The 13,333-nt window shown below is 63.4% G+C and carries 10 protein-coding genes; 6 read left to right on the top strand and 4 right to left on the bottom strand.

Translation table 11 applies throughout. The annotated features are described in order from the left end of the window. Positions 1-146: 146 nt before the first annotated feature. A complete protein-coding gene (locus COCCU_RS10280) occupies positions 147-2,087 on the bottom strand; it encodes a BCCT family transporter (RefSeq protein WP_156231422.1) in 1,941 nt (646 codons plus the stop codon). 149 nt (positions 2,088-2,236) lie between these two features. Here COCCU_RS10280 and COCCU_RS10275 point away from each other — a divergent pair, with 149 nt between their 5' ends. The 3 genes from COCCU_RS10275 (at position 2,237) to COCCU_RS10265 (ending at position 4,913) form a co-directional block, all read left to right on the top strand. Further along, positions 2,237-2,878, top strand: coding sequence for a DsbA family oxidoreductase (locus tag COCCU_RS10275; RefSeq protein ID WP_231598739.1), 642 nt, complete (start codon positions 2,237-2,239; stop codon positions 2,876-2,878). After that, entirely contained in the window at positions 2,875-3,444 is a 570-nt protein-coding gene (locus COCCU_RS10270; protein ID WP_156231421.1) for a metallophosphoesterase, read from the top strand. The genes COCCU_RS10275 and COCCU_RS10270 overlap by 4 nt, the downstream gene beginning before the upstream one ends. Before the next feature lie 791 nt (positions 3,445-4,235). Further along, positions 4,236-4,913, top strand: coding sequence for a hypothetical protein (locus COCCU_RS10265; RefSeq protein WP_156231420.1), 678 nt, complete (start codon positions 4,236-4,238; stop codon positions 4,911-4,913). A gap of 12 nt (positions 4,914-4,925) precedes the next feature. On the opposite strand, the gene COCCU_RS10260 is transcribed toward COCCU_RS10265, so the two are convergent. Continuing rightward, entirely contained in the window at positions 4,926-6,680 is a 1,755-nt protein-coding gene (locus COCCU_RS10260) for an FUSC family protein (protein WP_197088342.1), read from the bottom strand. 361 nt (positions 6,681-7,041) lie between these two features. Between COCCU_RS10260 and COCCU_RS10255 the strand changes: the two genes are divergently transcribed. Beyond that, positions 7,042-8,475 carry a YeeE/YedE thiosulfate transporter family protein gene (locus tag COCCU_RS10255; protein ID WP_156231418.1) on the top strand — a complete coding sequence of 478 codons (1,434 nt, stop codon included), beginning with the start codon at positions 7,042-7,044 and terminating at the stop codon, positions 8,473-8,475. A 199-nt stretch (positions 8,476-8,674) separates the two neighbouring features. Here COCCU_RS10255 and COCCU_RS10250 read toward each other — a convergent pair whose 3' ends face one another. Beyond that, a complete protein-coding gene (locus COCCU_RS10250; protein ID WP_156231417.1) occupies positions 8,675-9,427 on the bottom strand; it encodes an aldose epimerase family protein in 753 nt (250 codons plus the stop codon). Positions 9,428-9,461: 34 nt separating this feature from the next. Between COCCU_RS10250 and COCCU_RS10245 the strand changes: the two genes are divergently transcribed. Then, positions 9,462-10,742 (top strand): alpha/beta fold hydrolase, encoded by a 1,281-nt coding sequence (locus tag COCCU_RS10245; RefSeq protein ID WP_156231416.1) that lies wholly within the window; start codon positions 9,462-9,464, stop codon positions 10,740-10,742. 86 nt (positions 10,743-10,828) lie between these two features. After that, positions 10,829-12,181 (top strand): aspartate aminotransferase family protein, encoded by a 1,353-nt coding sequence (locus tag COCCU_RS10240; RefSeq protein ID WP_231598738.1) that lies wholly within the window; start codon positions 10,829-10,831, stop codon positions 12,179-12,181. Positions 12,182-12,289: 108 nt separating this feature from the next. Here COCCU_RS10240 and COCCU_RS10235 read toward each other — a convergent pair whose 3' ends face one another. After that, positions 12,290-13,015, bottom strand: a complete 726-nt coding sequence (locus COCCU_RS10235; RefSeq protein ID WP_156231414.1) for a hypothetical protein — start codon at positions 13,013-13,015, stop codon at positions 12,290-12,292. Positions 13,016-13,333 lie beyond the last annotated feature (318 nt).

The following is a 13,333-nucleotide window of genomic DNA, read 5'->3' as shown; positions in this document are numbered from 1 at the left end:
TAATGGGGAAGTTGAGACCCGTAAAGAGGTGACTCATGGTTCAGCCTGCTCAGCGCCACCCCGTGACACCCCCGGTCGAGCGGAAAACTCCCCGCACCAAGGTGTGGTGCGGGGAGCGGGAATCCAGAGTTGGGGTCAGCAGTAGTTCAGGGACGGTCAGTTGTGTTCTTCGCGGCCTGTCCCGGATCATCAGAGGTATCCGGGTTCTCGTTCTTTGCGGTCCAGCCGTCGGCCCACCGGCCGGACTCGTAGTCATAGTCGACCTTGTTGCCGAACTCATCGGTGCGCTGGTACCACTCGGTCACCTTCACCGAGGTGGAGTCGAAGTCATGGCCGGCACCCCGGCCCTCCTCCGCCTCGGAGACCCCGAACTCGAAGTCATCGCCGTATTCCTCCAGGCCGCGGACCACGGCATTGGCGACGGCGACGCGGGCGTACTTGCGTCGGATGGCGGCAGGGTCGGTGGAGAGATCCTTGAGGAAGGCGACCATCATCAACAGCAGCACCACCGAGAAGGGCAGTGCCACCAGGATGGTCAGGTTCTGCAGTGCGGCCAGCGTCTCCTCGCCGCCGGCGAGCAACATGACCACGGCGATGCCCATCATGCACAGTCCCCAGAAGATCACCACATACTTCTTCGGTGAGGGGTCACCCTTGGAGGACATGGTGCCCATCACCACCGAGGCGGAGTCCGCTGAGGTGATGAAGAAGATGGCGAGCACGAAGATCAGGATGAAGGGGGTGATCTGGTTCAGCGGCAGGGTCTCGAAGAGGGAGAAGAGCACATTCTCCGAACCTGCGGAGCCATCGAAACCGGCTGTGCCCTGCATGTTCAACCACACGGCTGCACCACCGAAGACGGTGAAGGCCAGGATGATGATCATGGTCGGGACCAACAGGGTGGCCAGGGCGAACTCACGCAAGGTGCGGCCCCGGGAGATCTGGGCGATGAACATGCCCACGAAAGGTGTCCAGGCGATCCACCAGGCCCAGTAGAAGGCGGTCCAGCCAGCCTGGAAGCTCACGGTTTCCTCGCCCCAGGACAGGGACTTGCTCATCATCGGCAGCAGTTCATCAACGTAGACCAAGATGCCCGAGGGGATGAGGTTGAGCAGGAAGAGGGTGGGGCCGGTGAGGAAGACGAAGGCGATCAGAATCAGGGTCAGCGAGACATTCAGGTTGGAGAGGTAGCGGATACCCTTCGCCACACCGGAGACCGCGCTGATGATGAACCCGGTGGTCAGCACAGCGATGATCATCAGCAGGACATCATTGCCCACTTCGCTGATCCCGGAGATGATCTCGATGCCGGTGCCGATCTGGGTGGCGGAGAGCCCCAGGGTGGCGGCGGTGCCGAAAAGGGTGGCGAAGATGGCCAGGATATCGATGATCCGTCCCACCAGGCCATCGGTCTGTTTGGTGCCGAAGAGCGGCTGGAAGACCGAGCTGATCAGGCTGACCCGGCCCCGCCGGAAGGTGGAGTAGGCGATCGCCCCACCCACCAGGGCATAAAGCGCCCAGGCGGAGAGCCCCCAGTGGAAGTGGGACTGGGCCAGCGCCTGGTGCAGGGCTGCGGGGGTGCCTGCCGCCACCGTGCCCGGCGGGGGATTGAGGAAGTGGGAGAGGGGCTCGGAGGGGCCGAAGAAGAAGATGCCCACGCCGATACCGGCACCGAACATCATCGCAATCCAGGAGAAACGGGAAAACTGGGGGCCCTCATCATCCTTACCCAGGCGGATGGCGCCGAAGCGGGAGAATCCGATATAGGCCATGAGCACCAGGCCGAGGATCATCACCAGGTTGAGCAGCCATCCGGTGTTGGTCATCGCCCAGGCGAAGGCGGAGGATGAGACCTCACCGACATGAGCGGGGCTCGAAATACCCCAGATGATGAAACCGATGATCAGGACCGCAGTGACGGCGAAGACGAACCAGTCCACCCCGAAACGGTTGCGCTGCTCATCAACACCGATGCCCGGCACCAGGCCAGGGTGTAGATCATGTGGGTATGAGCTCCCGGAAACCGGTTGTTCCGGCTCCTCGGCAGCAGCGCCGAGCTTGGGGGAGTGCACAGATTTATCTGGCATTATTTTCCTATCAAAGATAGTGGACAAAGTGGCCATTATTCGGCACGCTGGGACACAATGCCAACTCCTCCGGCCACATGCGGTCAGCAGGTTAAGGGAACTTCCCCAGGGGGTGGGCGGGAATTGATCAGGAAGCTACGGGGTTGAACATGAGTATGAGAATTGATATCTGGTCTGACTATGTCTGCCCCTTCTGTTCCCTCGGGGAGCGGCATCTCTCCCTGGCGCTGGAGAATTTCGCCGGCCGAGAGGATGTGGAGGTCATCTGGCGTAGCTTCCAGCTCAGTCCTGAGGCGGAGAAGGAACCTCAGGACTCCATGGTTGAATCCCTGTCCCGGATGAAGGGTGCCCCCACCGCCCAGATCGAGGGCATGCTGGGTCAGCTGGCCGCCCAGGCGGAGCAGGTCGGACTGGACTTCAACTGGCGGGAGGGCGTCAACGCCAACACCTGGGACGCCCACCGGGTGGGCCAGCTCGCCCGGGAGAAAGGGGTGGGCATGGCCTGGGATGAGATCGTCAAGGACGGTTTCCTTTCCCGGGGCCGCAATATCGCCGACCATGACACACTCCGTGAGTTCGCCGGAAAGGTCGGCCTCGAAGCGGAAGAGGTGAATCGGGTGCTGAACTCTGAGGAGTACAGCGATCAGGTCAACGCCGATATCGCCACCGCCCGTCAGATCGGTGTCCAGGGGGTACCCTTTTTCGTCTTCGATGGTCGACTGGCGGTCTCCGGTGCGCAACCGGTTGAGGTGTTCACCCAGGCGCTGGAACAGGCGGCGGCTGCGAAATGACGGTCTGGTTCACCTCTGATCTTCACCTGGGGCACCGTTTTGTGGCGGGGCTACGGGGTTTTAGCGATGTGGGCCGCCACGATGCGACAGTCCTGTCCAACCTGAAGGAGCAGGTCGCCCCGGGGGACCGCCTCTGGGTGCTCGGCGACCTGAGTGTCGGTGACACCAGGGAAGAACAGCGCGCCCTGGACCTGATCCAGGAACATCTTCCGGAGGTGGAGAAGCATCTCATCCCCGGAAACCATGACTCCTGCCATCCGCTCTTCAAGAGTTCCTTCAAAAGGCAGCGGGTCTACCTTGAGGTCTTCGAGTCGGTGCAGGCCTATCAGAAGCTGCGCTGGCAGGGGCAGGAGGTCTGGCTCTCGCATTTCCCGCGCCCCGGGCAGGACCATGACGGCATGACATCCCGTTTCGATGACCTGCGTCTGCGGGTGCCCTACCTGGTGCACGGTCACCTGCATTCCCCGGTGCCGCAGGTGGCCGAGGGACAGGTGGATGTCGGTCTGGATGCCTGGGGATTGCAGCCCGTGCGCCAGGAGGATGTGCAGCAGCTGCTCTTCAGCTGAGCAGCGCGGGGAGGATGCGGCGTCGACAAGCGCGGGTCGTTGCCAGGTCTGCGTCTCAGCCATTGTCCTGTTAGCGCTGCGCGCCCGCTTATCGACGGCCCGGTGCACCCCTTGCACCGGGCCGTTTCGGCAAGGCGGTGAGGGAGCTGTCGGCAGGGCTGCAGACGCGGGGCCACCGGCCTATCACTGCGGTGACGGTGATCCCGCAATTCTCCGGCGCTGGTACCAGAAACCTTCGCTACATAGCTCCTGAGTGACGGATTCCTGCATATCTGCCCCGGAAAACTCGTTGGGGTGAGGTTAAACTTCCTCAGTTTCCCGGTGCCGACCCAAGGGGCAGGATGATGTCATCCACTCATCCGGAGAGAAAATGGGTGCACCGGCACCCGGGGAGGTGCCTCCAGGGCGCTCACCGGTGTGGCTGGCGGAGCGATGCCACTCGTTGCCGCCGGGATCCTGGGCCAGCAGATCCTGGGCTGAATCCGGCCCACAGCAAGGTGTTTCCGCTCACAAAAGGGGCTCCCTAGGGGTTCTGCTCAAGCTGCCCGGTGCCGGAGCTGCACCTTTCTGTACAGCGGAAAGCTCTCCCCCTCAGCGTGCTCTCATCGGTTTTCGGGACTTTCGCCAGCTTGAGAAAGGTCACGGAACCATTACGCTTTCCCCATGTGAAAATCATACCTTTACGTCGATTTCTTCCTACAACCCTGGCTATCGCCGGATTGTTGGCACTCACCCCCTGCGTAGCAGAAGCTGCAACACCCGGCACAGCGCTCAGCTCTTCCCTCTCCGATGTGAAACAGCGGAACTATGCCCAGCAGACCCAGCACAACTTCGGCGATGTCCGCGTCTACACGGAGGGCGTGGACTTCTCCCGGCCCGTGGGTGCGGTCATCCGGCTGCACGGCGACGGCGCCTATGAGTACCACAACCCCGGATACCTGCTTGAGGGGCTCGCAGCCGTGGCGGCAGCGGAGAATAAGATCCTGATCGCCCCATTGACCCCGGACTCTGCCACCACCACCTGGTGGAAAAATTCCGCGTCCAATGCCGACTGGTTGGCCGAACTGCTCGAGCAGCAGATCCTTCCCGAATACGGGATCGACCGCTCCGATATCTGGTGGATGGGATACTCCGGGGGCGCAGAGCTTCTTGCCCACGAGCTGATCCTCAGTGAGCCGCAACTGGTGAGCGGCGGGGCACTCATGCTCGGCGGCGGCGGCCGGCCCTGGGGTGCGGACCCCGCTGCCATTGCGGCCGCCGCTGAGCAGGTCGGTCCGCTGACCTGGGTGAGCGGCACCGCTGATGATGGCACTGACCCGCAAGCACCCTTCAACGCCTATGGGGCGGCGCAGGAAGGCGCGGCCTGGTACCGGGCGCAGGGTTTCGGGGCAGTTGAGGAGTCCTACCCCCAGGGTGTGGACCACTTCGGCCTGAACAGCACCGCGATTCTCCAGGCTGCGCTGGACTAGGGGAGGAACCCCCTAGTTGTATTCCCGCGCGGTGCGGATACGGCGGGCCAGTTCCGCAATCTCCTCGAAACTGAGTTGACGGTTGGCGCTGGCGGTGACGTAGTCGAGCAGGCTGTAGCCGGCCAGCTGGACCGCCAGGTGGGTGTTCCAGCGCTCCTTGGCGATCTCCGGATGGTTGTTCACCAGGGTCTGGACGGCGCGGCGCTCCCCGAGCAGTTCATACTGCAGGTCGCGCAGTTCAGTGAGCTGACGGCCCGGACGGGAGGTCAGCAGGGCGCCGGTGGCGGCTCCCATCGCATCGAAGGCACGGCGAACCAGACGGTCATGGTGGCGTGGTCCGGAATCCCGCAGGATGAACCAGAGCGCGAGCAGGCCGAAGACGATGGAGAGGAGGATCTCCATGCTGCGCCCGAACATCACCTCACCCAGGGGGGAGGCGAGCGAATCGCCCATCAGCAGTGCCAATGGGGTGGTGAAGATGACGGTGAAGGCATAGTTTCGGGTGACAAAGAACTCCGCCCCGAACTGACAGACCGCCAGGGCGAGCAGCAGAGTGAACCCCTCAACCTCCAGGTAGTGGAAGAGGGCGAAGAGGAAGATGCCGATCAGGGAACCGATCATGCGGTGCAGCCCACGGATGGTGCCCGGGATGCGGTCCGGACCCCACTGGATCATCAGGAGGGCAGACACCACCGCCCAGTCCGGCCGGTCGAAGCCCAGCGCGATGCCGATCACGGCAGCCAGGGTGGTGGCTACCGCGACCTTGATTGCGGTGATGCTGGCATGGCTGTCGGGGTGCAGGGAACGGTAGATGCGATAGCTGACCGAGGGGCGCGCCATGGGGATTGCGGTGCGGGAGAGATCGATGTAGTTCGGGGTGTCGGTCAGCTCCTCGGTGGCACCACCCTGGGGGAGCATGGCACTGGCCTGGGAGAGTCGCCGGTGCGCGGTGGTGACCCGGTCCACCAGGTCCCGCTGCTTCTCGTCCAGCAGCTGCCCGGCGCGCACCGCACCGGAGTCGGAGAGTGCGCCCCAGGCGTTGGTGAGGGCGGTTTCGGCCTGGTGGTTTTTTGCCAGGGCGGGTTTTTCAGCGGCCTCGAAGTCGGCGACGGCCTGCTCCAGGGTTTTCACCGCCTGTTCCTGGGGGTGGCGGTGGTTGAACAGAGCGGGGAACATGCCGATGAGCAGGGCTGCTGCCACGCCGACCATGGCCCAGAGGCCGACATCCACGGGGTTGAGGCCCAGTTTGGCCACCATGGTGGAACCACCGCCGACCATGACGATGAAGAAGCTGCCGGGTGGCGGTAGTCGCAGGGCGTTCTGGACGAAGGTGCCGATGGTGGCAATGATGATGGTGTAGAAGGCGGAGAGCAGCAGCCACCAGTGGGAACCGTCGACTCCCATGGCCTGGAACATGGACTCGCCGACGAAGGCACCGGCGGTGGCGCTGAGTGCGATGAGTGCTCCGGCGATGAGCATCACCCGCCAGCGGGCGCGGTAGGCGTGTCCTTCGCCGTAGATGACGGCGAAGCCGCCGGCGGCGATGAGCATGATCTCATTCTCGAAGCCGAGCATGAGGGCCAGTAGTCCGGGCAGGGTGACGGCCAGCGCTGCTCGGAGCGCGCCGGGCCAGCGGGGGGCACTGCTGTGGAAGGCGGTCAGCAGCTGCCAGGGGCTGGGGCGGGCCGGGATCGGTTCGGGTAGGTCGGTGTTCTGATCAGGTCTGGGCTGTTTTAGCGGTTCCTGGCCGGGGGTTTCAGGATTCAATGGCGGACTCCGTGGGTAAATCAAGCGGTATATAGCTACGTCAACTAAGAGAAATTTCCGCCCCGGGGATTGACCTGGGCGGAAGCATTCCTTTCCATCATAGGCTGCTGAGCGGGGGTTTCTATCAGGAAATAGGCGTGATGCTGAGGTATCTCTGCTGGGAGAGTGCGTCCTGACACCCTGGTCTGGATCTGTGGGAGGGGGACCGGTGGACCTGAGAGTGCCGCGGGATGAAGGTGTATCCGCCCATCCCCGCCCCGTTATGAACAGATCTGTCTAGGGGGGCTAGACAAAGAGGTACCGGTTGGTCTATATTCTGAGGGGTCTAATAGTAATCTCAAACCTCGGAAAGCTGGTTCCCATGATCATCACCGGACTCGCCGTCGGTGCCGTACTCGGCATCGTGATGCAGCGCGGTAGGTTCTGTGTCACCGGCATGCTGCGGGATATCTTCCTGCAACGCTCCTGGCGCACCTTCGTCGGGCTGCTCGTGGTCATCGCGGTACACGCCGTGGGCCTCGCCGCCCTGACCTCCGCAGGCGTGATCACCCCGACCTATGACAACTTCGCCCCGGCCGCCGTGATCCTCGGCGCCTTCATCTTCGGTTTCGGCATCATCCTCTCGGGTGGTTGCGCCTCCGGCACCTGGTACCGCTCCGGTGAGGGACTGGTCGGCTCCTGGATCGCCCTGGCCACCTACGCCGTCTCCACCGCCGCCATGAAGACCGGCGTCCTGTCCGGTTTCACCAATTTCATGTTCTCCTGGGAGACCGAACTGACCACCCTGCCGGCACTCTTCGGCATCTCCGTCTGGTGGTTCGTCGTCCCCTTCGCGGCCCTGACCATCTACCTGGTCCGCCACTTCCTGACCCTGGAAGCCAAGCGCCCCAAGATCGCACGACTGGGGAACCAGCCGGCATGGAAGCGCCCCCTGCACGTCTACACCGCAGGTGCCCTGATCGGCCTGATCGGTGTCATCGCCTGGCCGCTCTCCGCTGCCGCGGGCCGCAACTCCGGTCTGGGCATCACCACCCCCACCGCCCACACGCTGCAGTACATCACCACCGGTGATGAGAGCTACCTCAACTGGGGTGTCATGCTGGTGCTGGGCATCCTGGTCGGCTCTTTCATCGCCGCCAGGTCCACCGGTGAATTCCGGGTGCGCGTGCCGGACTCCGTCACTTCTGTCCGTTCAGTGATCGGCGGCACCATGATGGGTGTCGGCGCCTCCCTGGCCGGTGGCTGCACCGTCGGCAACGGCATGGTCCAGACCAGCCTCTTCAGCTTCCAGGGTTGGATCGCTCTGCTGTTCATCGCCATCGGCGTTGGCGTGGCTGCCAAGATCTTCCTCAAGCCTGCCACCGCAGCGAAGAAGAAGACCCCGGACACCGGCACCTACTCCACCGAGCAGAGCCTGGCCAACGAAACCGTCACCTCCGCCGAGGACCGTGTGCTGAAGGTCGCCGACAACCCTGCAGTCAGCCCCGCCCCCCTGGGTGGACTGAAGATGGCGACCGGTCTGATCAACATCCAGCCCGCCGTCAGCGAGAAGCTACGCGAACTGGGTGATGGCTACTACGCCCTGGACTCCCTCGGCGCGGTCTGCCCCTTCCCGCTGATCGAGGCCAAGGACGTGATGCAGGATCTTCAGTCCGGCCAGCACCTGGTCATCGACTTCGACTGCACCCAGGCCACCGACGCCATCCCGCAGTGGTGCGCCACCGACGGCCATGAGGTCACCGACTTCCGGGAAACCGGGGAGGCCTCCTGGCAGATCACGGTGAAGAAGGGCTAGACCTAGTTTTTCGGTAGAGCTCCGTAGATCAAAGCACGGCATGACAGGAAATATGTCATGCCGTGCTTCTGTTTCCTGGATGACCAGCCATGAGTTCCAGGGGGGTCATGCAGCCTAGAGTGGGGAAAACCGGCCTTAAGGTCCTAGATCCCATCCTTAAGTGCCGTTTTCCCCACTCTAGGCTGCATGCCCGGATGAACTAGAGCGCAGAAACCCCCACCAGCATGCCCAGGGTGGCACCCGCCCCGGAAGGCAGGGTGATCCCTCCACGACCGGCCCCCAACTTGGCCGGTTCCACACAGACGAACTGCCGCCACTCATCGGGACCCACATCCGCCATGCCAGCGGCCTTTTCCTCCCCGGGGTTCCACACCACGGTGTGGTCGGAGCCATAACCGTAGATGCTGATAATCCGCTCAGCACCTTCATCGATGATGCGGACCGGGGCCTCCGTGGCCATGTCCTGGGTGGGGGCGACAGCGAAGAACTCATCATAGAGGGAGCCATCGAAGGTGATGGGGGAGGCATCGGCACCCTCCACTGAAATCTTCGTGACATCAGAGACCAGGAAATAAGGGTGGAAGGCCAACTGGATGGTGGCTTCCTTCTGTCCCAGGTTGGTGGCGGTCAGGGTCTGGGCGAAACCATCAGCGGTGGCCCGGGTGGTCAGGATCAGCTCAATGCCCCGCCAGGTGAGGGTGGCGTCGAAACCTCCCTCGACCTCCTCCGTCTTCCACTCACTACGCCGTGCCCAGCCATGCGCCGGGGTGAATCCGAGCAGGTCATTGAACCAGGGGGCGATGATCGGCACCCCACCACGGATGGATTCACCCTCCCCGAATGTCGCGCTCGTAGATAGGTAGAGCAGATCACCGAGCTGGGTGTCGGCAGCGGTCAGATGGGCACCGTGGGAGGTGTACCGGAGCGGGCCGGCAGTGATGATTTCAGACATACGGCCAGCTTAGCCGGAAGATAAACTGGTACCCATGACTCTTCGCACCTCCACCGCCATCCGCTTCGGCCACACCTTCCGGGAGCACCGCCTCCGGGTGCCCTGGGATCATCATGCGCCCCGGGAAACGCTGGAGATCTTCGCCCGGGAAATCATCCCGGCCGGTGGTGAGAACCTCCCGACGCTGCTCTACCTGCAGGGCGGCCCAGGCTTCCCCTCTCCACGGCCGGTAGACCCCAGCGGATGGCTGGAAGCCGCCCTGGAACACCACCGCGTGATCCTGCTCGACCAGCGGGGCACCGGACACTCCGAGCGTATCGACGCCGACAGCCCCTACCTCGATGCGGCACATCTGCGGCTGCTGCGGGCAGACCAGATCGTCGCCGACGCAGAAACACTGCGTGAAGCACTCGGCATCCGCCGCTGGTCCCTGCTGGGGCAGAGCTTCGGTGGCTTCTGCATCACCACCTACCTTTCCACCCACCCCGAATCCGTCGAACACGCCTACCTCACCGGCGGACTACCCAGCACCGACTCCCACGCCGATGACATCTACCGCGCCACCTTCAGCAAGCTGAGCACCCGGCACGAGAAGTTCTACACCGAAATCCCCTGGGCGGAAGACCGGATCCGGGAGATCTGCCACCACCTCAACAACTCCGAGGAACTACTGGCCACCGGGGAAAGACTCAGCTCCCGCCGTTTCCGCACCATCGGCATCGAACTCGGCCGCGGCACCGGATTCGACACCCTGGCCTACCTCCTGGAGGAACCTTTCCGGGAATACCGGGGGGAGAAACGTCTGCGCAGTGATTTCCTCCTCGACGTCGGTGGGCGCGTCAGCTTCGCCGAAGCCCCGCTCTACGCGGCCATCCATGAAACCATCTACGCCGGCACCACACCGGGTCCGACGAGTTGGGCGGCACAGAGCGTCAGCGATGCGATTCCCGGCTTCGCCTATGATCTGGATCCCCGGGAGGCTGAGCCCTTCTACCTCACCGGGGAGCACATCTTTCCCTGGCAGTTCGAGGAGGATCCGGCCCTGGAACCCTTCCGTCAGGTCGCCGAGGAACTCGCCCAGGCCGAGGACTGGACCCCGCTTTATGACGCCGAGGTGCTCGCCGAGGCCGGTCCCGTCTGCGCCGCCGCGGTCTACGTCGATGACATCTTCGTGCCCCTCGAACATTCGCTCCGCACCGCGGAACGCTACCGGGATCTGCGCCCCTGGATCACCAATGAGTTCCAGCATGATGGCATCCGGCAGGATGGGGCAGCCATCTTCCGCCGCCTGTACCAGATGGTGCGGGAGCACTGAGAAATCCCGATCCGCTGTGAGCTGAACTACTTTCTCCTAGACTCGGGATTTGACACACCGAGATGAGAAGGAAGTTCGAGAAGCATATGAAGCACACTGATCCGGAACGCGGGCGTCAGATCGCCGAGAACGACCGTAAGCACGTCTTCCACTCCTGGTCCGCCCAGGACAAGATCAACCCGTTGCCCATCGCTTATGCCGAGGGATCCACCTTCTACGACTATGAGGGCAAGGGCTACCTCGACTTCAACTCCCAGATGGTCAACGCGAACCTGGGCCACGGGCACCCTAAGCTGATCCAGGCGATCAAGGACCAGGCCGACCGGCTCGCCACCATCGCCCCCGGCTTCGCGGAGGAAACCCGGACGGAACTGGCCCGGCTCATCGCCGAGGCCGCCCCCGGTGACCTCAACTACGTCTTCTTCACCAATGGTGGTGCCGATGCGGTGGAACATGCGGTGCGCATGGCGCGGATCCACACCGGCCGCCAGAAGATCATGAGCGCCTACCGCTCCTACCATGGCGCCACCAACCTGGCGATGACCCTGACCGGTGAACCCCGCCGCTGGCCCACCCCGGCCGGTGACCCGGGAGTGGTCCACTTCTTCGGCCCCTACACCTACCGCTCGCCCTTCTGGTCCGAAACCCCGGAGCAGGAGACCGAACGCGCGCTGGCCCACCTGGAGGAGCAGATCATCCTCGAAGGTGCCGGCACCATCGCCGCCATCCTCATGGAACCGGTGGTCGGCGGCAATGGCGTGCTGATCCCGCCGCCGGGATACCTCAAGGGGCTGAAGGCATTATGTGAGAAGTACGGCATCCTCTACATCGCCGATGAAGTGATGATCGGTTTCGGCCGCATGGGCACCATGTTCGCCGTGGAGGCCTTCGACGTGGAACCGGATCTGCTGACCTTCGCCAAAGGATCCAACTCCGGTTATGTCCCTCTCGGTGGGGTGATCATCAACGAGGCCATCCGCGACACCTTCGCCCAGACCTCCTACCCTGGTGGCCTGACCTACTCCGGACACCCCCTGGCCTGTGCTCCCGGTGTGGCCACCTTCGAGGTCTTCCGCGAGGACAACCTGCTGGACCACATCAATGACCTGGCGGAGCGGGTGATCAAGCCGGCATTGGAGGAGATGAAGGAGAAGCACGCCTGCGTCGGTGATGTCCGGGGCATGGGTATGTTCTGGGCGATTGAGCTGGTCAAGGACAAGGAAACCCGCGAACCGTTGGTGCCCTTCGCTCCCAAACCGGAGGAGAACCAGCCGATGGTGGAGTACACCGCGGCCTGCAAGGAGCGGGGACTGTGGCCCCACACCCACTTCAACCGCACACATATCGCACCTCCGCTGACCATCACCGAGGAAGATCTGGTGCGTGGTCTGGGGATCATCGATGAGGCCCTCGGCGAGATCGACAAATACGCCAACTAAGCCCGGGAAAATCCCCTACCGGGATCAGACGCAGGCCCGCTTCAGGATTTTCCCGAAGCGGGCCTGCGGTGTTTTCAGGGCCAGGTGGCGGGGATGAGCTACCCAGGGTCAGGGGGCCGCGAAGGTCACCGGCAGATCAGCCACATTCCGATAATCCTCGGACTCATCACCGAAGACCTTGATCACGCATTCCTCGGCGGTGCAGTCCAGACCCTCACCGGTCGCAGCGGCAGCCAGCGTGAGGGTGGCGGTACCAGCTGGGGAAATCTCATGGCTGCCACCCGGGTTCCTCAACCAGGCGCGGTGCCCCTGATAATCGGCGTCACCGGTGCAGGTGGGATGACTGTTTTCCGCCGGTTGCCCGGCCTCACAGATGGCCACATGGTAACCGCGTTCAGGGTTCAGGCCACTGACCTCGATGGTGATGGAAGTGCCCGGGGTGATGTCGAAGAAGGGATCTGCACTCAGGTCCACAATCTCCGTTCCGGTGGGTGCGGCCTCATCGGGGCCACCCAGGGAGAGGCCCCCATCGTCAGTGGAAGGGGTGTCATTTCCCTTGCTTTCCCCGGGCTCCCGGTTCTCCCGGTTTTCTCCACCAGCTTCATCCTCCCCGCTGGTTGCCGTGGCATCCGCGGTTTCCGGGGCGGATCCTTCCGTCCTCTGGTCTTCCTCGGGGGCGGGGGTGTTGCTGCCTGCGGCGGAGCTTTCACCCTCAGCGGTGGCTGCGGTCCGGGTCTGGTCATCTCCCCCGGAATCGGAGCAGGCGCTGAGCCCGGAACCGAGAATCAGAATGGTGGCCAGGGTGGGGAGGAAGCGGGTCCGGTTCTTCAACAAGGGGGAGGTACCTTTCCGGGTTTTCATCAGGGGAGGGACACTAAGAGCCTAGTGGTGCCTCTCACCGGGCCCTGCGCTCTGGTGCCTTCCTGCTGGAGTTGAGGGGGGAAGTGTGGGTTGGGTGGGGATTCCACTTCCCATCACGCACCGCAACCCCAACCCCACCCGGCCGAGCTTTATATTAAGGAGAAGAAAATCACGACCCCCAGGAGTGCGGTACCCCTGGGGAGAATGCCCTCCTCTGCCAGGCACCACAGCCCTAAAAACGCTGAACACCGCCTCCCCGCTGGGTGTGCGGGGAGACGGTGGCTTCAGGTG

This window comes from Corynebacterium occultum (assembly GCF_009734425.1).
GTDB classification, from domain to species: Bacteria; Actinomycetota; Actinomycetes; order Mycobacteriales; family Mycobacteriaceae; genus Corynebacterium; species Corynebacterium occultum.
This window is presented reverse-complemented; position numbering and strand designations above follow the sequence as displayed.

Excerpts from the sequence above, each read along its gene's own strand:
- COCCU_RS10255 (WP_156231418.1), top strand. The coding sequence starts at position 7,042 with ATGATCATCACCGGACTCGCCGTCGGTGCCGTACTCGGCATCGTGATG.
- COCCU_RS10275 (WP_231598739.1), top strand. The coding sequence starts at position 2,237 with ATGAGTATGAGAATTGATATCTGGTCTGACTATGTCTGCCCCTTCTGT.
- COCCU_RS10240 (WP_231598738.1), top strand. The coding sequence starts at position 10,829 with ATGAAGCACACTGATCCGGAACGCGGGCGTCAGATCGCCGAGAACGAC.
- COCCU_RS10280 (WP_156231422.1), bottom strand. The coding sequence starts at position 2,087 with ATGCCAGATAAATCTGTGCACTCCCCCAAGCTCGGCGCTGCTGCCGAG.
- COCCU_RS10270 (WP_156231421.1), top strand. The coding sequence starts at position 2,875 with ATGACGGTCTGGTTCACCTCTGATCTTCACCTGGGGCACCGTTTTGTG.
- COCCU_RS10250 (WP_156231417.1), bottom strand. The coding sequence starts at position 9,427 with ATGTCTGAAATCATCACTGCCGGCCCGCTCCGGTACACCTCCCACGGT.
- COCCU_RS10245 (WP_156231416.1), top strand. The coding sequence starts at position 9,462 with ATGACTCTTCGCACCTCCACCGCCATCCGCTTCGGCCACACCTTCCGG.